Genomic DNA, 25,052 nt, shown 5'->3' on the forward strand with positions numbered 1-25,052 from the left:
GCCACGGTTGTTCGTGGCGGCCACACTTGTATGCGTCGGCGTTGTGATCCCTGGTCGGGCGCCCTCACAGGGAGACGCGCGTGGTGCGCACGTCCCAGTACTCCGGGCCATCGACGAGGACCTCGAAGGTCCATTCGCCGGGCAGCTGCATGATCTGCGCGAGCAGCGGGCGCGGCAGGTGGGGAGCGCGGATGATGAACGCCTCGCCGGCGTTCATCGACCCGGCTGCGCCCAGCACCGCCGCGTGACGGAGCCGGTGGGGGATAGCGGTCGCATCGATCGTGGGCTCGCCGCCGTCGTGTCCTCCGCACCCGCAGCCGCCGCCGTGGACACCGGGAGTGGGCAGTTCTTCAATGGTCATTGCGTGATCGTCCTGTCTGTCGACGTTGGATAGGTGCGCGTGATCGCACGGTATCAATTTTAACGGCTCTAACCCTTTCATTCCCTTCGTAGGTGACGGGCGTACTGTTTGCGCGAGGCGTCGATACCCGGTAGGGGTATGCTTCTATACCCCTACCGGGTATATCCCTCATAGCCTCACGCCCCGGCGTCCACCACGGGGACATGCCCCACACCGCGCGCACCCTCGACACGCCGCCTCATATGCCTTCCCACGTGGCCTTTCACACGTACGCCCCCTTCAACGCATTGTTTGTCCGACGCGTAGTATTGACGTGGAACACATCCTTTAATGACCGTCCTGTGAGGCGGGGAAGGAGCACGCAGTGGGATCACTGCACGCGGACCGCGCATCGCGCGGCAAAGAAGTACTCGGAGCGGGTGACGTTGCCCGCTCTCTCACCCGAATCGCCTACGAGATCGTCGAACGCAACGGCGGCAGCGACAACCTCATCATCGCCGGCATCCCCACACGCGGGGCGACCCTGGCCCGTCGTCTCATCAACAGGCTTCGTGACGTTTCCGCCGGCAATGCCGATCTCGCCATCATCGATACAACGATGTTCCGCGATGATCTGGCCAGTCAGCCTCTGCGCGCCCCCAAGGAAACACTGATTCCAGTCACCGGCATCGACGGAAAGACAGTTGTCCTGGTGGACGACGTTTTGTACACCGGACGGACAATCAAAGCCGCACTCGACGCACTCACCCGGATCGGTCGGCCCGCAGCCGTCCAACTCGCCGTCCTTATTGACCGCGGCCACCGCGAGCTACCGATCCGACCGGACTACGTCGGCAAGAACCTGCCGACCTCGCGGGATGAAAGTGTCACCATCCTGCTCGACGAAATCGATGGACGCGACGGCGTCCTGCTAGGGAAGGGCCTGTAAGCGATGAGCCTGAGCCATCTCATTTCAATCCGTGACTTGACACGCGAGGAGGCGATCCTGATCCTCGACACAGCGGAACGGATGGCCGCCACGCAGCGCCAGAGCGTCAAGAAACTTCCGACACTCCAAGGCAAGACGGTCGTTAACCTCTTCTTCGAAGATTCCACGCGCACGCGCATCTCCTTCGAAACCGCAGCGAAGCGCCTCAGTGCAGACGTCATCAACTTCCAGTCGCGTGGCTCCTCCGTCTCTAAAGGCGAATCCCTCAAAGACACTGCCCTGACACTGCAGGCCATGGGGGCCGACGCCGTCATCGTGCGTCACTCCTCCTCGGGCGCCGCACATCGGCTGGCCCACGCCGGTTGGATGAACCTTCCCGTCCTGAATGCCGGCGACGGCACCCACCAACACCCAACACAGGCTCTGCTCGACGCAATGACGTTGCGAAGGCACTTCGGTGCACCGGACTTGGCTGGCCGCGTCCCCGAACCTGGCACCGGCCTCGACGGCGCCCACGTCGTGATCGTCGGCGACATCCTGCACTCGCGCGTCGCCCGCTCCAACGTCGACCTGCTAACCCTGCTGGGCGCTCGCGTCACACTTGTGGCACCCCCGACGCTGCTGCCGCTCGGAATTGAAACCTGGAACTGCGATACCTGTTACGACTTCGACGAAGCCTTGACCACCGAACCCGACGCAGTCATGATGCTGCGCGTGCAAAGAGAACGCATGTCGAGCGCGGGCGGAGGTTTCTTCCCCTCACCAGGCTCCTACCACGCCGAATACGGCCTCACCCCCGAGCGATTCACCAAGCTGCGCGCCGACGCAGTCGTTATGCATCCTGGCCCGATGAACCGCGGCCTTGAAATCTGCGCCGCGGCAGCCGATTCTCCCCACTCTGTCATCGTCGAACAGGTCGGTAACGGCGTGTGCATTCGCATGGCTGCCCTCTACCTGCTCCTCGCATCGGAAGGACACAACAATGACTGAGCAGACCCGCGACATCCTCATCAAGGGCGCATCCCTGTTGGGCGGGGAGCCGACCGACATTGCGTTGTCCAACGGTGTCATCGTCGCAATTGGCGTCGGTACCGCAGACACGGTGCATGACCCGCGCGTTATCGATGCGGACGGTCTCATTGCTTTGCCCGGCCTCGTCGACATTCACACCCACCTGCGCCAGCCCGGCGGCGAGGACGCAGAGACCGTCTTTACCGGCACACGCGCGGCAGCCGTCGGCGGATATACCGCCGTCCACGCGATGGCGAACACGACCCCCACTCAGGACACGGCCGCCATCGTCGATCAGGTGGCGCGCCTGGGCGAGGAAGCTGACTGGGTGGAGGTGCGTCCCGTCGGCGCCGTCACGAAGGGCCTGGAAGGCAAACACCTCGCGGCCCTCGGATCGATGGCTCGCTCACGCTCGAAAGTGCGCGTCTTTTCCGATGACGGCAAATGCGTCTCAGACCCCGTCCTCATGCGTCGTGCCCTCGAATACGTCAAGGGATTCGGCGGCGTCATCGCCCAACACAGCCAGGATCCTGACCTGACTGAGGGATCCCAGATGAACGAGTCAGCACTATCCGGCGAGCTGGGACTGACTGGATGGCCGGCGGTCGCCGAAGAAGCGATTATCGCTCGCGACATCCTGCTGGCCAAGCATGTCGGCTCGCGTCTACACGTGTGCCACCTCTCCACAGCGGGGTCAGTCGACATCGTGCGCTGGGGCAAGGCTCAAGGCGTCGACATCACCGCCGAGGTGACCCCCCACCACCTGCTGCTCACGGAGCAGCTGGCAGCCACCTACGACCCGCTCTATAAAGTTAACCCGCCGCTGCGCCGCGCAGAGGACGTCGAGGCGGTACGTGAAGGCTTGGCCGACGGCACGATCGACGTCGTGGGGACGGATCATGCCCCACATCCTCTTGAGATGAAGGACTGCGAGTGGCAGGCCGGTGCTTGTGGTATGACGGGACTGGAGACGGCGCTGCCGATCGTCATCGAAACGATGGTGAATACCGGTCGTATGACCTGGGAGGATGTCGCGCGCGTCCTGTCAACGGCACCGGCGCGCATCGGTCGCGTCGAGACGCAAGGCCGGGGCCTGGTTGTAGGTGCCCCCGCCCACGTCACACTCGTTGATCCCGCTGCGCGCATCACTATTGACCCTGCCAAACAGTGGACCCGCTCGACGAACTGCCCGTTCCGCGGCATGGAGCTGCCCGGCCAGGTACGCTTCACGATCTATGGCGGCGTGCCGACGGTCGCCGATTCCACCCCGATCGCCAAGGAGGATCGATGACCACGACCGATATTGCTCTGCTCGTCCTGGAAGACGGCACAGTCTTCAAGGGGCGCGCGTGGGGGGCGCGCGGTCGCACGCTCGGTGAGATCGTCTTCTCGACCGGCATGACGGGTTATCAGGAGACGCTCACCGATCCCTCATATCACCGCCAGATCGTCGTTATGACGGCACCACACATCGGCAACACGGGTGTCAACGACGAGGACCCGGAATCCTCTCGCATCTGGGTAGCGGGCTTTATCGTGCGTGACGCGGCGCGTCGAGCGTCGAATTGGCGTGCCCGCCGCGAACTCGAGGACGAGCTAATCGCCCAGGGTATCGTCGGCCTCGCCGACGTGGACACCCGTGCGATCACGCGCCACATCCGTGAACGTGGTGCGATGCGCGCTGGTATTTTCTCGGGAGATGCGCTACCTGCGGGTGCCCAGTACATGGGGGACGAGGCCCTGGCTTCGCTCGTGCGGATCGTCTCGGAGTCGCCCGTAATGAGCGGGCAGGCCCTGGCCGCCGAAGTATCCACGGATGAGACCTACGTGGTTGAGCCTCTAGGTGACTACGAGGGTAAGGAACCCCTTGCACGCGTTGTGGCGGTCGATCTTGGCATCAAATCGCGTACGCCCTACCACTTGGCGGCGCGCGGAGCTCGGGTCTATGTCGTGCCTTCGACGGTGTCCTTCGCGGACATTGAGGCGTTGCATCCAGATGGCGTGTTCTTCTCGAATGGCCCGGGTGACCCGTCGACCGCTGACCGTGAGATTGGCGTGCTTCGCGGCGTCCTGGATGCTGGTATTCCCTACTTCGGTATCTGTTTTGGTCATCAGCTCTTCGGTCGTGCACTCGGCTACGGCACGTACAAGCTGAACTATGGGCACCGTGGCATCAACCAACCCGTGAAGGACCTGGAGACGGGACGCGTGGAGATCACCGCGCATAACCACGGTTTCGCCGTGGATGCCCCCGTGGGGGAACCGTCGGTGGCTCCCTTTGAGTCGGGTCGTTACGGTCGCGTTGAGGTGTCGCATGTGGGCCTCAACGACGGCGTCGTTGAGGGGCTTCGTGCGCTCGATATTCCCGCTTTCTCCGTCCAATACCACCCCGAGGCAGCCGCCGGCCCACACGATGCGGCGCTGCTATTCGACCGTTTCATGTCGCTCATGACCGCCGCGAAGGAGACCCACTGATGCCCCGCAGGAATGATCTGTCATCCGTCCTCGTCATCGGGTCTGGTCCCATCGTCATCGGTCAGGCGTGCGAGTTTGATTACTCGGGTACCCAGGCGTGCCGCGTATTGAAGGAGGAGGGGCTGCGCGTCATCCTGGTCAACTCCAACCCGGCGACGATCATGACTGACCCCGGTATCGCGGATGCAACCTATGTCGAACCCATCACGCCCGAGGTCGTGGCTTCGATTATCGAGAAGGAACGCCCCGATGCGCTGCTGCCCACGCTGGGCGGCCAGACTGCTTTGAACACGGCGGTCGCCCTGGCTGACATGGGTATCCTGGAACGTTTCAACGTTGAGCTGATCGGTGCCTCAATCGATGCGATCCGTGCTGGCGAGGACCGCGAGGAGTTTAAGGAGATCGTCGAGCGTTCCGGCGCCGAGGTCGCGCGTTCCTTCATCGCTCACACAATCGAGGAATGCCACGCGGCTGCCGCCGAGCTGGGTTACCCTCTCGTTGTGCGTCCCTCCTTCACGATGGGTGGTCTTGGCTCCGGCTTCGCCTACACGCCAGAGGACCTCGAGCGCATCGCCGGCCAGGGATTGGCGGCTTCTATTACGACCGAGGTACTCCTGGAGGAGTCGATCCTCGGTTGGAAGGAATACGAACTCGAACTCATGCGCGACAAAGCGGATAACGTCGTTGTCGTGTGTTCGATCGAGAACGTCGATCCGGTCGGCGTGCACACGGGCGACTCGATCACGGTTGCACCGGCATTGACCCTGACTGACCGCGAGATGCAGCGTCTGCGCGACATCGGCATCGCGGTCATTCGCGCGGTGGGCGTGGACACGGGCGGCTGCAATATTCAGTTTGCAATTCACCCGAAAACAGGCCGTATCATCGTCATCGAAATGAACCCGCGCGTGTCGCGTTCCTCAGCTCTGGCCTCGAAGGCGACGGGCTTCCCGATCGCGAAGATCGCCGCACGCCTGGCTACCGGCTACACGCTCGACGAGATCCCCAACGACATCACGGGTTCGACCCCGGCCTCGTTCGAGCCGACACTCGACTATGTGGTCGTCAAGGTCCCGCGTTTCACCTTCGAGAAGTTCCCGGCCGCTGATCCCACTCTCACAACGTCGATGAAGGCCGTCGGCGAGGCCATGGCGATCGGTCGTTGCTTCACGGAAGCACTGCAAAAGGCACTTCGTTCCATCGACAAGGGCGGTGTTCAGTTCCATTGGGATGGCCCCGCACCTACCCCCGAGGAGACGCGTGCGCTTGTCGAGTCCGCTGGCGTTGGAACCGAAGGACGCCTGGTCCAGGTCCAGCAGGCGATTCGTGGCGGCGCCACCCTGGAGGAGCTTTTTGCTTCGACCAAGATCGACCCATGGTTCCTCGACCAGATGTTCCTCCTGGACGAGGTCGCGACGCGCATCCGCGATGCGGAAGCACTGACGGGCGATGTCCTCGCTGAGGCGAAGCGCCACGGTTTCTCTGACCGTCAGATCGCGGCCATGCGAGGCTTGTCCGAAGACACGGTGCGCGAGGTTCGCGGCGCCTTTGGTATCCATCCTGTCTATAAAACGGTGGACACCTGCGCCGCAGAGTTCGCTGCCCGCACGCCCTACCACTATTCGACCTACGACCAGGAAAATGAGGTGCGCCCGCGCGAACGCGAGGCTGTCATCATCCTGGGGGCCGGCCCCAACCGTATCGGCCAAGGCATCGAGTTCGACTACTCGTGTGTGCACGCTGCCATGGCACTACGTGAGCACTACGAGACAATCATGGTTAACTGCAACCCTGAGACGGTCTCGACCGACTATGACATCTCCGATCGCCTCTATTTCGAGCCCCTCACACTCGAGGACGTCCTCGAAATCTACCGCGCAGAGTGCGCGGCGGGTCCTGTGAAGGGCATGGTTGTCCAGCTCGGTGGGCAGACACCGCTGTCGCTGGCAGCAGACCTGGAGCGTGCGGGTGTACCGATCCTGGGTACCAGCCCTCGAGCGATTGACTTGGCTGAGGACCGCGAGGAGTTCGGCAAGGTGCTTGAGGCCGCGCGGTGCCCTGCTCCAGCGCACGACACCGCGAATACAGCCGAGCAGGTGGTCACTGTGGCCGAGCATGTCGGCTATCCCGTGCTCGTGCGTCCATCCTTCGTGCTTGGCGGACGCGGTATGGCGATCATCAACGATGAGTCGGCTCTGCGCGAGTACCTCGCAAGTCACGACGCGGATCTGTTGTTCTCGCGTGGCCCCCTCCTCATCGACCGATTCTTGGATGCGGCTATCGAGATCGACGTGGATGCCCTATACGACGGCGATGAACTGTTCATGGGCGCGATTATGGAGCACATTGAGGAGGCCGGTATCCACTCAGGCGACTCGTCGTGCGTGCTTCCTCCCATGACGTTGTCCGCTCGTGAACTCGAACGCATCACTGCCTCGACCGCGGCCATTGCGAAGGGCGTCGGCGTGCGAGGCCTCATCAACATCCAGTTTGCGCTCCTGTCCGACACCCTCTATGTCATCGAAGCCAATCCGCGCGCCTCCCGCACTGTTCCCTTCGCCTCGAAGGCAACCGGCGTGCAGCTGGCCAAGGCCGCGGCTCTTATCCAGGTGGGTGCCTCCATTTCTTCGCTGCGAGAGCAGGGTGTTCTCCCCACAACGGACGCGCGCAAAATCCTTGAGGGTGGGTCCATTGCAGTGAAGGCAGCCGTCTTGCCCTTCAGCCGCTTCCGCACGGCCAAAGGTGAGATCGTTGATACGATGCTCGGCCCCGAAATGCGCTCGACAGGCGAGGTCATGGGCATTGACCGCGACTTTCCAACGGCGTTTGCTAAGTCACAGCTGGGCGCATCCACGGACATGCCGACGTCGGGAACGGTCTTCATTTCGATCGCGGACACCGACAAGCGTGCAATCGTGCTGCCCGCCGCCCGCATGGCGGAAATGGGCTTCACGATCCTGGCGACCTCGGGTACTGCCTCAGTGCTGCGCCGCAATGGCATTCCGGCTCGCGCTGTGCGCAAGTCTTCGGAGGGACGCGGCACAGACGGCGAACCCACGGTCGTCGATCTCATCAACGATGGCCTCATCGACATGGTCGTCAACACGCCGCAGCGCTCCGCGCCGCGTAACGACGGCTACCAGATCCGCGCGGCTGCTGCAGCGCAGGATCGCCCTGCTGTGACGACGCTACAGGCCTTCAACGCAATGGTCCAAGCCATCGAGGTCCGTATGCGCGGCTCCTACGCCGTGCGCTCCCTGCAGGAGTGGGACGCGATCCGATCGGAGGAGACACGATGAACACACCGTCCACAACTGCCCCCAGTTCTCTAGGATTCGGTGACCGTCTCTACGCTGCCATGCGTGAGTATGGTCCCGTGTGTGTGGGGATTGACCCGCATGCATCTCTCCTGGCTCAGTGGGGTCTTGACGACGATGCGACTGGCGTGCGGGAGTTCTCTCTTCGCGTTGTCGAGGCCCTCGGTGGGCGGGTGGCTGCGTTCAAGCCGCAGGCTGCCTTCTTCGAACGCCACGGCTCCCGTGGCGTCGCTGTCCTAGAAGAAGTGATCGCCGCCTGCCGCGAGGTAGGGACCCTCTGTATCGTCGACGCTAAGCGCGGAGACATCGGCTCGACGATGGCCGGCTACGCCGATGCCTATTTGTCAGATGGCTCCCCGCTCGCCGCCGACGCAGTGACCCTGTCCCCGTACTTGGGTGTGGGTTCTCTGGCTCCTGCTCTTGAACTTGCCAAGGCTACTGGCAGGGGAGTGTTTGTCTTGGCACTCACCTCCAATCCTGAGGGCGCTTCCGTGCAGCACGCGCGGGGGCAGGACGGTCGCTCTGTCGCAGGTCAGATCGTGTCCCAACTGGCGGACTTTAACGCCTCATGTGACAAATTACACCTCGGTCCTGCAGGTGTCGTCATTGGGGCGACAGTGGGCGACGCTGTGCAGCGTCTGGGTATTGACCTGCCTGCCCTCACGGGCGCATTTTTGGCTCCAGGAGTGGGCGCGCAGGGCGGTGGCCCAGCGCAGGTCAGGGAGGTTTTCGCAGGAGCGGAGGACGCCGTTGTGGCCTCGTCGTCCCGGGCAATCCTGCGCGGCGGACCCAGCGTGCTTGGTCTGCGCGACGCCTACCTTGCAACTGTTGATTCACTACAATAGGCTGTCGATTTAATCGGAAGTCGGCGTTTTGGGATGGCGCATGTGCTTTGAAAGGTGACATAGTTTATTTACCGAAGATCCCAACGGAGGAGATGATCAGAATGGCACTACCTGATCTCACGCCGGAACAAAGGGCGCAGGCCCTTGAGAAGGCAACCCAGGCACGGCGGCGTCGCGCCGAGGTTAAGAACGCACTCAAGGCGCGCTCAATGAACCTGTCTGAGGTTTTGGAACTCGCTGAGTCAGACGAGGCCGTAGCGAAGATGAAAGTCGTTTCGCTCTTGGAGTCGTTGCCGCGTGTCGGTACGAACACGGCCGCCGTCCTCATGGACGAGTACAAGATCGCACAGAGTAGGCGAGTACGAGGCCTTGGCCCCGTCCAACGCAAGGCACTGGTTGAACGCTTCGGCTGATACTGGTACACATGGCACAATTGAGTCATGACTCAGGCTCAATTGACAGTCCTTGCTGGCCCAACCGCCGTTGGAAAGGGAACCGTCGTCGCTGCGCTGTGTAAGCGCTATCCGAACCTGAAAGTGTCGGTTTCGGCGACGACTCGCAATCCTCGGCCCGGTGAACTGAACGGCGTCCACTACTACTTCGTCTCACCTGAACAGTTCGACTCCATGATCGAACGGGGAGACATGTTGGAGTGGGCGCTTGTTCACGGGAAAAACAAGTATGGCACTCCTCGTGGCCCTGTCGACGAGGCGCTCGCAGCGGGCGAACCAGTCTTGCTGGAGATCGACCTTTCGGGCGCCCGCCAGGTACGCTCCAACAGGCCTGACGCGCAGTTTATTTTCTTGGCCCCACCCTCCTGGGATGAACTGGAGCGTCGCCTCATCGGGCGCGGCACTGAAGGGCCGGAGGAACAAGAACGTCGCCTCGCGACGGCTCGCATCGAGCTGGAGGCTGCATCCGAGTTCGACCACATTGTGATCAACGACGATGTCGAGCGCGCGGTGGGTGAGCTGGCCGCACTCATTGGCCTAGAGTAGTATCTATCTGAATCTGCCACTGAGAGGAATACACGCATGTCCGGAATTGTTGCCCAGCCCGTGGGTATCACATCCCCGCCCATTGACGATCTGCTGGAGCACGTCGATTCCAAGTACGCGTTGGTTATTTTCGCCGCAAAGCGTGCTCGCCAGATTAACTCCTATAATCTGCAGCTTCAGCAGAACATGATCCAGTTCGTGGGACCTGTCGTCGACGTCCAGCCCGACGAGAAGCCGCTGGCTGTGTCTCTGCGGGAGATCAACGAGGGCCTGCTCTCTCTCGAAGCTAACCCCGAGGCCTGACGTGGCAACGATCGTCGTCGGAGTCACCGGCGGCGTCGCAGCCTTCAAAGCACCGATCGTGGTCCGCGAGTGTCAACGCGCGGGCCACGACGTGTATGTCGCAGCGACGCGCGCCTCGTTAGATTTTGTGGGGCGATCGACCTGGGAGGGCATCACCTCTCGTCCTGTCGCCGTCGACATCGCGGGGGAGGGACGCGCGGAGCACGTCGAGCTTGCGCGCATCGCCGATCTCATTATCATCGTGCCCGCGACCGCGAACACGCTCGCGCGCTTGGCAGGGGGGTTCGCTGACGATATGGTGTCGCTGACCGTGCTTGCCTCAAACGCTCCGGTCGTTGTGGCACCTGCGATGCATTCGAACATGTGGCTGGCCCCTGCCACTCAGGCAAACGTGAAGACGCTGCGTGAGCGCGGCATTCACGTCATCGATCCCGACACCGGCGCCCTCGGATCAGGCGACACAGGAGTCGGGCGTCTGCGCGCGCCCGAGGAGATCGCTCGCCGTGCCCTCGAGGTCCTCAACGCATCGGCGCTCACTGATACGTCTTCGTTGCTCGCAGGCCGCACCATTGTGGTAACCGCCGGAGGCACACGCGAACCTATCGACCCGGTGCGTTTCCTCGGCAACAAATCTTCTGGCCGTCAGGGCCTGGCCATTGCCGTGGCCGGCGTCCGCGCAGGAGCAACCGTGCGCGTCATCGCTGCCAACATCGACGATTCCATCATGGCGCTTGTGCCGCCCTCGATTGGCGTTACGAGGGTGGGCAGCGCACTGGAGATGCGTGAAGCGACAATGTCGATGGTGACAGATGCCGACGCTCTCGTCATGACCGCCGCCGTCGCCGATTTTCGCCCCGAGACCATATCTGCCTCGAAAATTAAGAAAGATCCGACGACATCGGATGCGCCGATCCTGCGCCTCGTGCGTAACCCGGACATCCTCTCCGAGATCGGCCACAGCGATGAGCGACCACCCCTCGTCATCGGTTTTGCGGCTGAGACTGGAACAGACGAAGAGATCCTCGCCTATGGCGCTGACAAGGCTGCGCGCAAGGGGGCAAACTTCATTGCCTTGAACCGTGTAGGTGCCTGCGTCGGTTTTGGTGATGTTCCCAACGATGTTCGTCTTCTGGATGCCAGTGGGACCGTCGTGGGTCGTTACACCGGCTCAAAGGAGGAGGTTGGCGCAGGTCTGGTCGGCCAGATAGCGGCTTTCCTTGATAGCCTTGAACGGTGAGTCAACAGCTTTTCTCTTCTGAGTCCGTCACCGAAGGTCACCCTGACAAGGTTTGCGACCGTATCTCCGACGCGATCCTCGACGCGCTCCTCGAAGCGGATCCTCATTCACGCGTTGCCGTCGAGACGATGGCAGCGACCGGCCTCATCCACGTTGCCGGTGAGGTCACGACCGAGGCCTACGTCGAGATCCCCGAGATCGTGCGCCGTGAGATTCTTTCGATTGGTTACGACTCCTCGCGAGTGGGCTTCGATGGCGCCTCCTGCGGTGTCTCCGTCTCACTTGACGGGCAGAGTCCCGACATCGCCGGGGGTGTCGATGAGGCTCTCGAGGTGCGCGGTACTCAGGGCGGCGATCCTCGCGATCGTCTCGGTGCGGGCGACCAGGGCATTATGTTTGGTTATGCGGCAGTTGACACTCCGGACCTCATGCCTGCCCCGATCTGGCTGGCGCATCGTCTCGCCAAGCGTCTAACCGACGTGCGCAAGCAAGGCATCGTGGAGGGGCTTCGCCCCGACGGCAAAACACAAGTAACCCTCGCGTACGAGGGCGATCGACCCGTCGGAATCGATACGGTTGTCGTATCGACCCAGCATGATGAGAACCTCACCCAGGCTGCCATTGCGGATGCCGTGCGCACGCACGTCATTGACCCCGTTATCGAGGAGTCAGGCCTGAAGCTCGCCACCGGCACCATGGTGGCACTGATCAACCCGTCGGGGCGCTTCGTTTTGGGCGGCCCCGCTGCGGATGCGGGCCTGACGGGACGCAAAATCATCGTTGATACCTACGGCGGCATGGCGCGTCACGGTGGTGGCGCGTTCTCCGGCAAGGACCCGTCCAAGGTTGACCGTTCCGCGACCTATGCCGCCAGGTGGGTCGCTAAGAACGTCGTGGCAGCGGGCGTGGCTCGACGCTGTGAGATTCAGCTGGCCTATGCGATCGGGCGGGCTCACCCGATCGGCCTGTACGTCGATACTTTCGGGACATCGACTGTGCCCGAGGAACGCATCGCCGACGCGATCCGCGAGGTATTTGACCTACGTCCGCTGGGCATGATCGAGGATCTTGACCTGTTGCGTCCGATTTACCGCGACACTGCTGCCTACGGCCATTTCGGTCGCGAGCAGTTCCCCTGGGAGGTAACCAACCGCGTTGACCAGCTGAAAGCCGCACTCGCATGACAACCATTGCACAGCAGGACGATGATTACGTGCCATCTTGGGATACCGAGGAAGCGCGACGCTCGTGGAGGAGACGCACAAGCTTGGAGATGATTGTCTCCGGCTTTATCGGCCTCGTCACGTCGTTCGTGCTATCGATCGAGGCGTGGCAGTTGGCGGCCGATTCTTCTACACGCTTTGGCTGCGATGTCTCTTCTGTCCTGTCCTGTTCTTTCGTCGCTCAGACGTGGCAGGCACGCATCCTGGGTTTCCCGAATGCGTTCCTCGGTATCTTCTTTGAGGCCGTGGTACTGGCGATTTCGGTCGCCATTGCTGCCGGTGTGCGTTTTCCTCGCTGGTACATGGCGTGCACCAATCTGCTGTACACGGTTGCCTTGTTTTTTGCGTTCTGGCTTTTCGGGCAGTCCTATTTTGTTATCCAGGTGCTGTGTCCATGGTGCCTGCTCATAACGCTCACGACGACGCTGGTTTTTGGCGGTATTACGCGTATCAACATTCGTGATGGTGTGATCCCCTTTCCGCATTCTGTGCGCAGGTTTGTCTCCCAGGGACTCGATTGGGCGCTCTGGGGTTTGATCGTCTTCGGCGTGCTCGCGATGGTTGCCGCCAAGTACGGGCTGAAACTTTTGGGCTGAGTGTGGACCGCACATGAGTGTGGGTTATGTTTGACTAGGCTCATGATGTCGATGCAAGGTTTGCTTGACGGATTCGATCCGCCTGCGACGCACAGTGCTGAGATCGCCCGCGTACTCGTTGATGTCGATTTGGCGCACATGGATCGCCTGCTGGACTACGTCATTCCCGACTCACTCCTGGACCAGGCCGTGGTGGGTTGCCTGGTTCGCGTGCGTTTTTCAGGGGCACGTGTTGACGGGTGGATTATTGAGCGAACACGACGGGAGGTTAGCGAAAGCACTGGACGCGTTGAGTCGGTTGTTTCCGGCACGCCCGTTCTGACCGCGTCCCTGTATGAAGCCTCGCGTCGTGTCGCGCAGCGTTTTCTTGCGACGACCTCGCAGGTTCTGTCGGCGGCTGTGCCTTCCCGGCATGCGCGCGCCGAGAAGGAGGCGCTTGCGTGTCCTACGCCTGCGTGGCCAACTATCGTTCGAAAGGACGCTGGGTCGGGTTGGCGAGCATACTCCGCGGGGCATGCGCTGTTGGCGCGTCTTCGTGCGGGGGAATCTCCCCGAGCAGTGGTGACGTCCTTGCACCCGCACTTGCGCGCGTGCCTGGCGGATGCCGTCGGCGCCACCGTGTCGTCGGGCCGCAGCGCCGTCGTTATCAGCGCGACGAGCGAGCAAGCCTCACGTGTGGCGTGTGACCTCGAAGAGGACCTCGGGATTCCAGTGGCACTCAGCGGTGCAGAAGCGAGTCCGGAGCAACGCTACCGCGTTCATGTCGATGCAACTCTCGGTCGTGTTCCCATCGTAGTAGGGACGCGTTCGGCAGTGTGGGTACCGTGTGCGCGTCTGGGACTCATCGTGATTATTGATGACGGTGATGATCGTCAACGTGAACGCCGCTTTCCGCGCTGTGATGCGCTCGACGTTGCTGTGCAGCGCTGCGCGGTCGAGGGAAGTGGACTCCTTGTCCTTTCTGCCGCGCGTTCGGTCAAATCACAGGCGCTTGTGCGCTCAGGTTGGGCGGCGAGTCTCGACCCCAATGCCCAGGCATTGCGTGAGGCTACTCCCCGCGTGCACCTACACGGGGAGACGGAAGCGCATAGTGAGGGAGCCGGTGGGCGTATGCGTATCCCGCAGGCGGCACTGCGGATGATCCGTCAGGGGCTGCGTGAGGGGCCGGTCCTTATTCAGGTTGCAGCCGCAGGATACTGGCCGACGGTCGTGTGTCGCCGATGCGAGCAGCGTGCGCGTTGCCCACGTTGCTCGGGTCCGCTGGCCATGGGCGCTGACTCAGCCCTAGTTTGCGCGTGGTGTGGCCGTGCCCCTGACTCGTGGCGCTGTCCGCACTGCGCGGGTCGGGAGCTACGCGGCGGTCGAGTGGGATCCTCGCGCACTGCAGAGGAAATAGCGCGCAACCTTCCGGGCACCTCCGTCCTTGAGTCCTCCGCAGCGCACCGTATCAGCCGCACGTTGCCGTCGCGTCCGGCAGTAGTCGTCTCGACGGCAGGTGCCGAACCCGCTGTCGAGGGCGGCTATGCCTGTGCAGTGATCCTTGATGCCGCAGCGCTCGCCGGCAGACCGGAGCTGTGGGCTCCCGAGGAGGCTGCCCGTCGCTGGCTCAACGCGCTCTCGCTTGTCCGCCCGGGGCACCCGAGCCTCGTGGTGGGCCGGATTCCAGATGCTCTGGGTCAGATGCTGGTGCGTTGGTCACCGACCGACTATGCGCAACGACTCTTGGACGAACGCGAGGCCCTCGGTTTCTTTCCTGCTTGTACCATGGTTGCCCTTGATGGTCCGCCCGCCCAGGTGCGTCAGGTCGCTGATCAAGTCGTGCGTGAGGGCGGGGCACAGCTCGTTGGTACCGTCGCGGTGCCAGCCTCACACGAGGGGGAGGAACACCAGGTACGGACCCTCGTGCGTACGTCCCTGCCCGACACGGCAGCGATGCTTGCTACCCTGACCGACATTCGACGTTCGCGCAGTGCGCGAAAGGCACCACTGGTCAAAATGAGCGTGAACCCACCGGAACTCTTCTGACGGTCGGACCGACCGGTGCCGTAGACTGACGCTCGTGCGCATTATTTTTGCTGGAACACCCGACGCTGCAGTACCCACCCTTCAAGCACTGCTCGATTCTCCTCACGAGGTAGCCCTAGTCATTACCCGCCCACCTGCCCGGCGCGGGCGCGGCAAGACGGCGTACCCCTCGCCGGTGGCCTCTGTGGCTGCACAGGCAGGCGTCGAACTCATGGAGACAACGTCCCTGAAAGCACCTGAAATCGGTGAGCGTATCGCCGCGGTTCGCGGCGACCTCGGCGTCGTTGTTGCGTATGGCGCCTTGGTGCCACCGAACGTGTTAGAAACGCCTACACACGGATGGTTGAATTTGCATTTTTCTGACTTGCCTCGTTGGCGTGGAGCCGCGCCCGTGCAGTGGGCGATCCGCGAAGGAGATCAGAGCACGGCATCATGTGTCTTTACTCTCGAGGAGGGCCTGGACACGGGCGATGTCTACTCTCGCGTGGAGGTCCCGATCGGTCGCGAGAGCGCGGGGGAACTGCTAACGGCGATGGCCGAGTCCGGAGCATCTCAGGTACTCGACGTGATCGATGCGGTTGCTGATGGCAGCGCCATCGCGATCCCGCAATCCACTGAGGGGGTCACGTATGCCCGACGCCTCGAGCATGGTGACGGTTATGTGTCCTTCACTCATGATGCTCAGCACGAGGATCGCGTTATCCGCTCTGTCACCCCCAACCCGGGTGCCTACACGGTGCTGCCGGGTGGGGTACGTATGAAGCTGGGAAAGGCTATCCCCGTGGAGCGTGATGATCTCGAGCCGGGGCAACTTGACGTCACGAAGAAGCACGTGAGCGTCGGGTGCGAAGGCGGCGCGCTGATTCTCGGGCAGGTGGCTCCCGCCGGCAAATCCTGGATGGACGCCGCCGCATGGGCGAGGGGCGCCCGTCCAGATGCACGGATGCGCCTGGGTGGCGCGGGGGAAGAACAGTTATGAGTGAACGCAAATACGCCGACGGCTATCGCAAGTTGCGCCCGGCGGACGAGCCGCGCCGCATCGCCTACGAAGTGCTCTACGAGGTGTGCGCTCAGGGCGCATTTGCAAACATTATGTTGCCTAAAGCGTTGCGTCGGGTCCGCCGTGAGGGCAACTTTTCCGATCGTGACGCGGCCTTTACGTCCGAGCTTGTGCACGGAACGCTGCGCGCGATCGGTCGCCTCGACTGGGTGATCGCCCGCCACGTCAACCGACCGCTGGTTGACCTCGATCCGCGTGTCCTTGTGTTGGTACGCATGGGCGCTCACCAGCTGCTCGACATGCGCGTACCTGATCATGCTGCTGTGTCCGCGACTGTTGACGTCGCGCGCGAGCACCTGACTGATGGTCCTGTTCGTTTTGTCAACGCCGTCCTGCGCTCGATCACGCGCGAGAGTAGCGACGAGCGCGAGGCCGCCATGGCCGCCATCGCGGACGAGGACGAGGCGCTGGGCGTGCGCTATTCGCACCCCACGTGGATGGTTCGAGCTTTCCGCGAGGCGCTCGCCGCACACGGTTACTCGACTGATGAGCTTGAGGACGTGCTAGCTGCCGACAATGAGGTGCCCACGGTCACTTTGGTGGCCCGTCCGAGTCTCATGAGCATTGATGAGCTTGCCGACGAGGCCGAGGATATCCTCGACACCCGCGTGGCCCTCGGTGCCATCTCCCCGCGCGCCGTACTGCTCGAATCGGGCGATCCGGCGCGTCTTCCCTCCATTCGCGATGGGCGCTCGGGGGCGCAGGATGAAGGGTCCCAGCTTGCCGCTCTGATCGCCGCGCATGCGCCGCTGGATGGGGGAGCGGATGAGCGCTGGTTGGATCTGTGCGCGGGTCCGGGTGGAAAGGCGGCGATGCTTGCGGGGCTGGCGCAGGAGCGCGGGGCTCGCGTGACCGCCAACGAGGTCCATCCCCACCGTGCCCGTCTCATCGAACGCACGACGCGACTCTACGACTCCATCGAGGTGGTCAGTGGGGATGGGCGCAGCTTCGGCGGCGGGCGCAGCGCCTGGCCGCTCGCCTCCTTCGACCGCGTCGTCGTCGATGCTCCGTGCTCGGGCATGGGGTCGCTGCGCAGGCGGCCCGAGTCGCGGTGGAATCGCACTCCCGCGGACGTGGAGGAGCTGACGAAGCTGCAGGCTGAGCTCCTGGACCGCGCCGTCGCACTCACGCGCCCCGGCGGCGTCCTGACCTACATCACGTGCTCGCCGCACGCAGCAGAAACCCGCGACCAGGTCGCGCGTCTGCTCGAGGGCGGCGACGTCGACTTGTGTGACACCGTCGCCCTCGCCGACGAGTGCGCTCCGTTCCCCCTCGGTGTGCCAGACGCAGCGGGCCGCCTATCCGGCGTTGCGGGGCGCACCCTGCAGCTGTGGGATCACCGGTTTGGCACGGATCTCATGTTTGTGGCGTGCCTGCGTAGGCGCTAGCATGTGCGTTATGAATGCCACAATTAGCCCGTCGATCCTGAACTGTGACATCGCCGATCTGCGCGGCGAGCTGTCCAAGATCGCCAGCGCCGATGTTGCGCACGTCGACGTCATGGACAACCATTTCGTGCCGAACCTGTCGTGGGGGCTCCCGGTCGCTGAGGCCGTTGTCAAGTCCGGTATCCTTCCGGTGGACGCGCATCTCATGATTGAGGATCCGGATCGTTGGGCACCGCAGTATGCGGAGGTGGGCTGTCATTCGGTGACTTTCCACGCCGAGGCCGTGGCTGCTCCACTGCGATTGGCTCGGGAGCTGCATCGCCTGGGAGCGCGCGCGGGTCTCGCGCTCAAACCTGCGACGGACATCGCGCCCTTCGTGGATATTCTCAACGAGTTCGACATGATCCTCATCATGACTGTTGAACCGGGTTTCGGAGGCCAGTCCTTCATTGAGCAGATGATCCCCAAGATTGAGCGCACCCGGGCGGCCATTAACGCCGCCGGCCTGGAGGTCTCGATTCAGGTGGACGGCGGGATCTCGCGCGCGACCATCGAGCGCGCGGCCATCGCTGGTGCCGATAATTTTGTTGCAGGCTCGGCGGTGTTTCGCGCGGAGGACGCCCACCGCGAGGTGGAGGCGCTGCGCGAGCTCGCGAACGCCCACACTCACTGAGCGCGACTGTGTGCACGAGCGGGATGGGGCGCTGCCTCGTCCCGTTCGTGCACCGTGAACTCCTCTCGCAGCACCACGCTACGCGTGGCACAATGGCAAGCGAGTACTCCGGGGTCGGTGAAAGTCCGAACCGGCGGTGATAGTCCGCGACCCGCCCTCACAGAACGAGGGCGGTTGAGCCGGTGAAATTCCGGCACCGACGGTTAAAGTCCGGATGGGAGGAGTGCATGAGGCGCATCCGTGCGTCTGCTGTGCTGCGTGTACCCCCGGTGTCGGAAAGTAAGTCGTGGCATCTCGGAACAAGCCTCGTGGCACTCTCGCCGTGGCAGCACCGATTATCTTCCTGGTCCTCGTGTTGGCAGGGTGGTGGCTTTCGACGACGCTTACCGGTATCGAGGCATGGCGTTTGCCCACCCCTCAGTCTGTCGTCTCGAAGGGGTCGGTTGTTCTCTCGCTCCCGACAACGTGGGAGCGGATTCGGGTCACGGGCGCCGAGGCCATTGCGGGGTGTCTGCTCGGTTCAGTTGTCGCTCTGCCGTCAGCCTATGTGATCTACCGCTCACGTTTGTTGGCCGCAGCGGTCGAACCCTTCCTTGGTGCGACGCAGGCGTTGCCCGCTATCGCTATCGCTCCCATCCTGGTCCTATGGGTCGGATATGGTTTCGTCGCCATCGTCGTCCTGTGTGCCCTCATGGTTTTCTTCCCGATTCTCGTCTCCACAGTCGTTGGTCTGCGCCACATCGACCGCGAGCTGCTCGAAGCCGCAGCCCTAGACGGGGCTACAGGGTGGTCAATGGCATGGCACATGGAGTTACCTCTCGCGGCTCCCGCCATTTTGGGTGGCCTGCGCAACGGATTCGCGCTGTCGGTCACGGGCGCCGTCGTGGGAGAGATGGTGATGGGAGGAACAGGCCTCGGACAGGTACTCACTCAAATGAGAAACAACGTGGACACCGCTGGAATGTTTGTCGTCATCATCATTTTGTGCACGATGGCGACCCTTCTGTACACGCTCGTGTATCGGATCGAGCGGTCTAAGCGTTACGACATCACGCAGTGAAGGAGAACCCCTTGAACACGTCTCACGCTCTTCGCCTCGTTGCACTCGGCGCGTGCGCCTCGCTTGCCTTGGCGGCGTGCGCCCCCGGTGGGTCGGCCACTCAGTCGGGTTCCAAGGACGCCTCGACGGTCACGATCGGTCTGACCTACATTCCCAATATTCAGTTCTCACCCGTGTACGTGGCCGACGCGCAGGGGTTATACAACGATGCCGGTGTCAGTGCGACGATCCGTCACCACGGGTCGCACGAGGGCTTCTTTACCGCACTCTTGGCGGGCGAGGAGGATGTCGTGATCGCTTCCGGTGACGAGGCCGTTGCAGCCGCCGCGCAGGGCTTGGACATCGTTTCGATCGGTCAGTACTACGCGTCCTACCCGGGTACGGTCATCGTGCCCGCGAATTCCGCTATCACAACGCTAGCGGATCTCAAGGGGAAGACTGTCGGCATCCCCGGCGAGCATGGCGCGAACTATTACGCGACGCGCGCTGCAATGCAGGAGGCCGGGCTCGGCGAGTCGGACGTGACGATCTCACCGATCGGCTACACGCAGCAGGCTGCGATTGCGTCAGGTCAGGTTGACGCGGTCGTCGGCTTCACCAACAACGATGCCGTTCAGATGCGTCTGGCCGGTCTGGAGATTCGCGAGATTCCGCTCGATCCTTCCCACACACCGCTTGTGAGTGCTTCGATTATCACGACGCACAAGTGGGCGCGGGCCCACCCCGAGCAGGCGCGCGCCGTCGTCAAGGCGACAACCGACGCGATGAACGCGATTGCGGCCGACCCGCAGATCGCTATCGACGCCACGAAGCCTTGGGATGACTCGCTGGCGAGCGAGGACTCCCTGGCTGCCGCAAACGCGGTGCTCGCGGCGACCGTACCCCTGTGGCTGGGTGCGTCCGGTCATGCGACCGGCATGCAGGACCTGACCACGTGGGCGCAGATGGTTACCTTCCTGAGTTCCCTCGGTGAGCTCGAGGGGTCCGTGGATCCTACGGCGGTGGCGACGAACGAGTACGTCACGGCGAGCGAGACACAGTCCTGACACCTGGCGGTGAGCCGTCCCGAAGGACGCGCACGTTTGGACGTAGGGTAGGCGGGTGAGTACCGCCCCTAGCGCCAACGTGCGCGTCCTTGAGCTTTTTGTCGAGCTCCTCGGTGCCCGACCGGGACGCACGAAGGCTCAGCTGCGCGCACTTCCCGGCTATCGAGGCCTCGCCGATGACGCCTTCGAGACTCAGTTTCAGCGTGATAAGGATGCGCTGCGCGACGCCGGCGTGCTGCTGAGGATCGGGCGGGGGGAGCACTACAGCATCGATCGGGATTCTTTTGCCCCCGACATCGAGGTGGGGGCCACGGACCGCGCGCTGCTCTCGCTTGCGGCGCACGCGTGGGACCGCGGGGACGTTCTGGCCGATTCCGTTGACGCCAAGGCGGCGGCATCCTCGGAGGAGGAGGTGTCCGCGCCCGTGATCCGGCTCGGCTTGACGGGGCTGGAAGCCGCGACTGCTTTCGCGCGCGGGATCCGCGAGCGCCGCGTCGTCAGCTTTGAATATCCGGGGTCGGGGGATTTGACGCAGCGTGCGGTGGAGCCGTGGGCGCTGACCGTGCAGGGGCGGGCGCTGTACCTGTGGGGGTGGGACTTGGATCGGTGCGCACAGCGCACGTTCCGTGTCTCGAGGGTGCGCTCGGGTGTGGATTTTCTGGGGGAGAGCGGTGACGCGTCGGTCGCTCCGCCAGGTCCGCCTCCGCGTGTCTCGTCGTTGGTGTCTCCGCTCGTGTGTGTGCGCTCGGGCAGCGCGGCGCGTTCACTTCTCCTTGGGTACGAGGCCGTGGCTGAGGGGGTCGGTGAGTGTTCTCCACGGGAGGGTTGGGAGTCCATGGCGTTGGAGGATGGCGAGCTGGGCACGTGGATTGCCCGCCTGCTGCCGGTGGCCTCCGACGTCGTCGTGGAAGGTCCTGAGGTGCTTCGAGAGGCGATGTTGGAGCGTTTGCGCGCGGCGGCTTCCTGGGGAGGCGGCGATGCCTGAGAACGTGTCCCTCGCTTTCGTGCGGTTGTCCTCAATGGTCGCGTGGATTGCCGAGCATCCTGGCGTGCACGTGGACGATATCGGCGCGCATTTTGGTCGCACGCGCCGCCAGGTGCGCCGCGATATTGAGTACTTGGCATCGGTCGGTGATTCTCTGCCTGGTCAGTCGTTTGAGGTCGACTGGGGGCTTTTCGAGGAGGAGCAGCGCGTGTCGCTGCGCTCAACGTTGGGCGCGAGTGCGCCCTTGCGTCTGTCCGAGGTTGAGGCTCAGGCTCTTCTAATTGGACTCTCGGCAATCGCGCCGCTTCTGGCACCGGACGTGGTCGTGCACTTGCCTCACGCTGCTCTCGTCGTCTCCGCGCTGGGTGGGCTGGGGGAGACGGGCGGCTCGGGCACGATTGACGCGTCGCCCGCGTCGGCCTCGTCAAGGATCGTGGAGGCGCTGCGTGATGCCCTGGAGCGGCGTGAGCGCGTGTCCTTCGACTATGTGTCGACCCGCGGCCAGGTCTCGCATCGCGTCGTTGACCCGTGGTCGTTGGAGGCCTCGGCGACGGGCTGGCTGCTGCGCGGCTGGTGTGATACGGCCCGCGCTCCGCGCACCTTCGCGGTCGCGTCGATCTCGGATGTGAGGGTGAATGGCCCGCGCCTGCAGGCACCGCGCCGGGTGCGCGACGACGCACCCACCTGGACGCTCGACGTGGACCGCGCTGCCCGCTGGATCGCTGACGAGTACGGTGGCACCATTGTCGCTGAGCTAAGCGAGGGCGGAGCGCGCATCGACGTACCCGTGTGGAACGCCGAGTGGGGCTTGAGCCTCCTCACTGACATCGCAGCCCACGTGCGCGCGGTTTCTCCCGACCGTCGGGCCGAGGCCGGGGCACGTGCCCGCTCCATCATCGACGTGTGGACCCAGGAGGACCAATCGTGAGCCCGAAACGACGCCGACACCGCGCCACCGACAAACGGGTCGAACGCGCTGAGGAACGCACGAGCGTCGGCGAGGGCAGTGCGGCCCAGCGCTACGCCGCTTTCAAAGAGAACGCCCGCGCGGCCTCGTCCCTGCGCGGACGCTGGGTGGCGGGACTGAGCTTTACTCCCGATCCCTTCCAGCTTGACGCGCTCGACGCCGTCGAAGCAGGTTCCTCCGTCCTGGTGGCGGCACCCACGGGCGCAGGTAAGACCATCGTCGGCCAGTTCGGTGCCTACGTGGCCCTGCAGCGCGGCATGCGTGCCTTCTACACGACGCCCATCAAGGCCCTGTCCAACCAGAAGTACCTCGAGTTGTGCGACCTCTACGGGGCGGACAACGTCGGCCTGGCGACCGGCGACACGTCGATTAACTCCAAAGCGCCGGTCGTTGTCATGACGACCGAGGTGTGCCGCAACATGATCTACGCTGGGTCACCCCTGGATGACCTGGGCGTCGTCGTCCTCGACGAGGTGCACTACCTGGCCGACAAGATGCGCGGACCTGTGTGGGAAGAGGTGATCATTCACCTGCCCGCGCACGTGTCGATCATTGCTCTGTCGGCGACCGTGTCGAACGCGGAGGAATTCGGGGCGTGGATCCGCGAGGTGCGCTCGTCCTGCGAGATCATTGTTTCGGAGCAACGCCCGGTGCCCCTCTACCAGCACATGATCGTCGGGGAGGAGATCTTCGACCTGTACGCGCCTACCGGCAAGCGCACACTCAACCCCGAACTGGTGGCCGCTACGAACGATTCGGGAATGCGCGGCGGGCGTGGGTCACGCTCGTGGAATCGGCCCGTGCGTGTACGCCGAGAGTCACGGCCCTCCACGCTCATCTCGCTGGACCGAGCCCACCTGCTGCCCGCGATCACCTTCATCTTCTCGCGCGCGGGCTGCGAGGATGCCGTGCGACAAGTGCTGCTCACGCGTATCACGCTGACGACGCGCTCGGAGGCTGCCGAGATCGAACGCTACGTCGACGAGGTCATCGCCCTGATCGCCCCCGAGGACGCCGTCGTGCTCGGTGTTGACGCTTGGAAGCGTGGCCTCATGCGCGGCATCGCCGCCCACCACGCCGGCATGTTGCCCCTCATGAAGGAGGCCGTCGAGCACTTGTTCTCTGAGGGCCTCATCAAGATGGTCTACGCGACCGAGACGCTCGCCCTAGGCATTAACATGCCCGCGCGTACCGTCGTCATCGAATCGCTGACGAAGTGGAACGGGTCGGCGCACGTCTCGCTCTCCGCCGGCGAGTTCACGCAGCTGTCAGGACGCGCGGGACGCCGAGGCATCGACACCGAGGGGCACGCGGTCGTCTCCCACCGCGGGGGAGTGGCACCCGAGGAGGTCGCGGCGCTCGCGTCCAAACGTACCTATCCGCTGATCTCTGCGTTCACGCCGACCTACAACATGGTCGTCAACCTGCTGGCCCGCTCAACGCGCACACAGACCCGAAAGGTCTTGGAGTCCTCGTTCGCACAGTTCCAGGCTGACTCGGCCGTTGTGCAGCTGGCCACGCGCCTGACTGAATTGGAAGCGCAGCGCCGCTCAACCGCCGAGAACCTGACCTGTTCGATGGGTGATGTTGGCGAGTACCTCATGTTACGCGATCGCATTACCCAGGCCCAAAAATCGGGTGCTCGAACCCGCAAGCGTGAGACGCGTGATCAGTCACGCAGGGTCCTGGCTGCCGCGCGCGCAGGCGATGTGTTGGCCCTGCGCCGTGGACGTAAGGTTCGCTTGTGCGTCGTCGGCGCGAAGGCCACCACGGCCTCGGGGCGAGTTGAGGTATCCGTCATCGGTGAGGATGCCGCTTGGCGTGCGCTTGCTCCAGAGGATGTGTCAGGTGGGATCGCCGTCGTCGGGCACATGTCGATCCCTGGCGGTTCGGCCCTGCGCCGCACGAAGGAACGTACCCGCATCGCCGGAGAGTTGCGCTCGGGTGCGGCCAAGGGATGCTACCCACTGCCCGCCCAGGCCTCGGTCGAGGCGGATACGATCGGAAAGCTGCGCGCGGCCATGCGCGCCCACCCCGTGCACCGCTGTCCTCACCGCGAGGAGCATGCACGCGCGGGAGCGCAATGGGCACGCATCGGACGCGAGATCGATCTTCTGCGCCGCTCCATCGACTCTCAGACGGGTTCGGTGGCGGCCCACTTTGACCGTGTGTGCGCGGTCCTTGAGCGCCTCGGTTTTCTGGACGGCGACCGGGTGACGGCGTCGGGGGAGAGGCTGCGCCGCATTTTCGGCGAGCGTGACCTGGTGATCGCGATGTCACTCAACGAGGGCGCGTGGAACGACTTGGACGAGGCCGAGCTGGCCTCGATGGTCTCTGCCCTGGTGTACGACTCTCGCAGTGACGACGACGCCAACGAGCTGGCTCCCACCGGTGTCGGCATCCGTCTGCGCACGGCGTGGGAAGAATCCTTGGGGACGCTTGCGCGCGTGCACCGCGTAGAGAAGCAGTGCGGGTGCGACCCGACGCCGTCCTTGGATGCGGGACTCATGTCTGCGACACTCGCGTGGGCGCACGGCTCGACGCTGGCCACCGC

Annotated in this window: 22 protein-coding genes and 1 riboswitch; of the genes, 21 read left to right on the plus strand and 1 reads right to left on the minus strand. The window is 63.6% G+C overall.

The features are described 5' to 3' along the window. Window positions 1-64: 64 nt before the first annotated feature. Window positions 65-361, minus strand: coding sequence for a DUF2249 domain-containing protein (locus RYL44_RS04270; RefSeq protein WP_227237258.1), 297 nt, complete (start codon window positions 359-361; stop codon window positions 65-67). Window positions 362-725: 364 nt separating this feature from the next. On the opposite strand from RYL44_RS04270, the gene pyrR reads away from it, so the two are divergent. The 21 genes from pyrR to RYL44_RS04375 all read left to right on the plus strand — a co-directional run. Beyond that, window positions 726-1,289 carry a bifunctional pyr operon transcriptional regulator/uracil phosphoribosyltransferase PyrR gene (pyrR, locus tag RYL44_RS04275; protein ID WP_073983280.1) on the plus strand — a complete coding sequence of 188 codons (564 nt, stop codon included), beginning with the start codon at window positions 726-728 and terminating at the stop codon, window positions 1,287-1,289. A gap of 3 nt (window positions 1,290-1,292) precedes the next feature. Further along, window positions 1,293-2,279 (plus strand): aspartate carbamoyltransferase catalytic subunit, encoded by a 987-nt coding sequence (locus tag RYL44_RS04280; RefSeq protein WP_073983281.1) that lies wholly within the window; start codon window positions 1,293-1,295, stop codon window positions 2,277-2,279. After that, a complete protein-coding gene (locus RYL44_RS04285; RefSeq protein ID WP_314975186.1) occupies window positions 2,272-3,591 on the plus strand; it encodes a dihydroorotase in 1,320 nt (439 codons plus the stop codon). Before RYL44_RS04280 ends, RYL44_RS04285 begins: the two co-directional genes overlap by 8 nt. Beyond that, window positions 3,588-4,775: a glutamine-hydrolyzing carbamoyl-phosphate synthase small subunit gene (gene carA / locus RYL44_RS04290; RefSeq protein WP_314768663.1), complete on the plus strand. Its 1,188-nt coding sequence runs from the start codon at window positions 3,588-3,590 to the stop codon at window positions 4,773-4,775. Before RYL44_RS04285 ends, carA begins: the two co-directional genes overlap by 4 nt. After that, window positions 4,775-8,074, plus strand: a complete 3,300-nt coding sequence (gene carB, locus RYL44_RS04295; protein WP_314975187.1) for a carbamoyl-phosphate synthase large subunit — start codon at window positions 4,775-4,777, stop codon at window positions 8,072-8,074. The genes carA and carB overlap by 1 nt, the downstream gene beginning before the upstream one ends. Then, window positions 8,071-8,937, plus strand: coding sequence for an orotidine-5'-phosphate decarboxylase (gene pyrF / locus RYL44_RS04300; RefSeq protein ID WP_314975188.1), 867 nt, complete (start codon window positions 8,071-8,073; stop codon window positions 8,935-8,937). Before carB ends, pyrF begins: the two co-directional genes overlap by 4 nt. Window positions 8,938-9,038: 101 nt before the next feature. Further along, the gene (mihF, locus tag RYL44_RS04305; RefSeq protein ID WP_314975189.1) at window positions 9,039-9,350 is read left to right on the plus strand and encodes an integration host factor, actinobacterial type; all 312 of its coding nucleotides are present in this window, start codon (window positions 9,039-9,041) and stop codon (window positions 9,348-9,350) included. 27 nt (window positions 9,351-9,377) lie between these two features. Continuing rightward, a complete protein-coding gene (gene gmk / locus RYL44_RS04310; RefSeq protein ID WP_073983286.1) occupies window positions 9,378-9,935 on the plus strand; it encodes a guanylate kinase in 558 nt (185 codons plus the stop codon). A gap of 36 nt (window positions 9,936-9,971) precedes the next feature. Next, window positions 9,972-10,238: a DNA-directed RNA polymerase subunit omega gene (rpoZ, locus tag RYL44_RS04315; protein ID WP_003792400.1), complete on the plus strand. Its 267-nt coding sequence runs from the start codon at window positions 9,972-9,974 to the stop codon at window positions 10,236-10,238. 1 nt (window position 10,239) lies between these two features. Next, the gene (gene coaBC, locus RYL44_RS04320; protein ID WP_073983287.1) at window positions 10,240-11,475 is read left to right on the plus strand and encodes a bifunctional phosphopantothenoylcysteine decarboxylase/phosphopantothenate--cysteine ligase CoaBC; all 1,236 of its coding nucleotides are present in this window, start codon (window positions 10,240-10,242) and stop codon (window positions 11,473-11,475) included. Beyond that, window positions 11,472-12,659, plus strand: a complete 1,188-nt coding sequence (gene metK / locus RYL44_RS04325; RefSeq protein ID WP_073983288.1) for a methionine adenosyltransferase — start codon at window positions 11,472-11,474, stop codon at window positions 12,657-12,659. Before coaBC ends, metK begins: the two co-directional genes overlap by 4 nt. Then, complete coding sequence (locus RYL44_RS04330; protein WP_073983289.1) at window positions 12,656-13,294, plus strand: vitamin K epoxide reductase family protein; 639 nt, start codon at window positions 12,656-12,658, stop codon at window positions 13,292-13,294. Before metK ends, RYL44_RS04330 begins: the two co-directional genes overlap by 4 nt. Window positions 13,295-13,336: 42 nt before the next feature. Beyond that, window positions 13,337-15,319: a primosomal protein N' family DNA-binding protein gene (locus tag RYL44_RS04335; protein WP_073983290.1), complete on the plus strand. Its 1,983-nt coding sequence runs from the start codon at window positions 13,337-13,339 to the stop codon at window positions 15,317-15,319. Window positions 15,320-15,353: 34 nt separating this feature from the next. Next, a complete protein-coding gene (locus RYL44_RS04340; RefSeq protein WP_073983291.1) occupies window positions 15,354-16,298 on the plus strand; it encodes a methionyl-tRNA formyltransferase in 945 nt (314 codons plus the stop codon). Then, window positions 16,295-17,767 carry a transcription antitermination factor NusB gene (locus RYL44_RS04345; RefSeq protein ID WP_314975190.1) on the plus strand — a complete coding sequence of 491 codons (1,473 nt, stop codon included), beginning with the start codon at window positions 16,295-16,297 and terminating at the stop codon, window positions 17,765-17,767. The genes RYL44_RS04340 and RYL44_RS04345 overlap by 4 nt, the downstream gene beginning before the upstream one ends. Window positions 17,768-17,777: 10 nt before the next feature. Further along, window positions 17,778-18,440 (plus strand): ribulose-phosphate 3-epimerase, encoded by a 663-nt coding sequence (gene rpe / locus RYL44_RS04350; protein ID WP_073983556.1) that lies wholly within the window; start codon window positions 17,778-17,780, stop codon window positions 18,438-18,440. Between the two features lie 100 nt (window positions 18,441-18,540). Next, window positions 18,541-18,670, plus strand: a riboswitch (FMN riboswitch). A 56-nt stretch (window positions 18,671-18,726) separates the two neighbouring features. Then, complete coding sequence (locus RYL44_RS04355) at window positions 18,727-19,500, plus strand: ABC transporter permease (RefSeq protein ID WP_073983293.1); 774 nt, start codon at window positions 18,727-18,729, stop codon at window positions 19,498-19,500. An 11-nt stretch (window positions 19,501-19,511) separates the two neighbouring features. Continuing rightward, window positions 19,512-20,546, plus strand: a complete 1,035-nt coding sequence (locus RYL44_RS04360; protein ID WP_234968716.1) for an ABC transporter substrate-binding protein — start codon at window positions 19,512-19,514, stop codon at window positions 20,544-20,546. 55 nt (window positions 20,547-20,601) lie between these two features. Then, window positions 20,602-21,531 (plus strand): helix-turn-helix transcriptional regulator, encoded by a 930-nt coding sequence (locus RYL44_RS04365; protein ID WP_073983295.1) that lies wholly within the window; start codon window positions 20,602-20,604, stop codon window positions 21,529-21,531. Next, window positions 21,524-22,459: a helix-turn-helix transcriptional regulator gene (locus RYL44_RS04370; RefSeq protein ID WP_073983296.1), complete on the plus strand. Its 936-nt coding sequence runs from the start codon at window positions 21,524-21,526 to the stop codon at window positions 22,457-22,459. The genes RYL44_RS04365 and RYL44_RS04370 overlap by 8 nt, the downstream gene beginning before the upstream one ends. Next, on the plus strand, window positions 22,456-25,052 hold a 2,597-nt coding region (locus RYL44_RS04375), incomplete at its 3' end, for a DEAD/DEAH box helicase (protein ID WP_314975191.1). The genes RYL44_RS04370 and RYL44_RS04375, both read left to right, overlap by 4 nt.

The organism is Actinomyces bouchesdurhonensis (genome assembly GCF_963540955.1).
Taxonomy (GTDB): domain Bacteria; phylum Actinomycetota; class Actinomycetes; order Actinomycetales; family Actinomycetaceae; genus Pauljensenia; species Pauljensenia bouchesdurhonensis.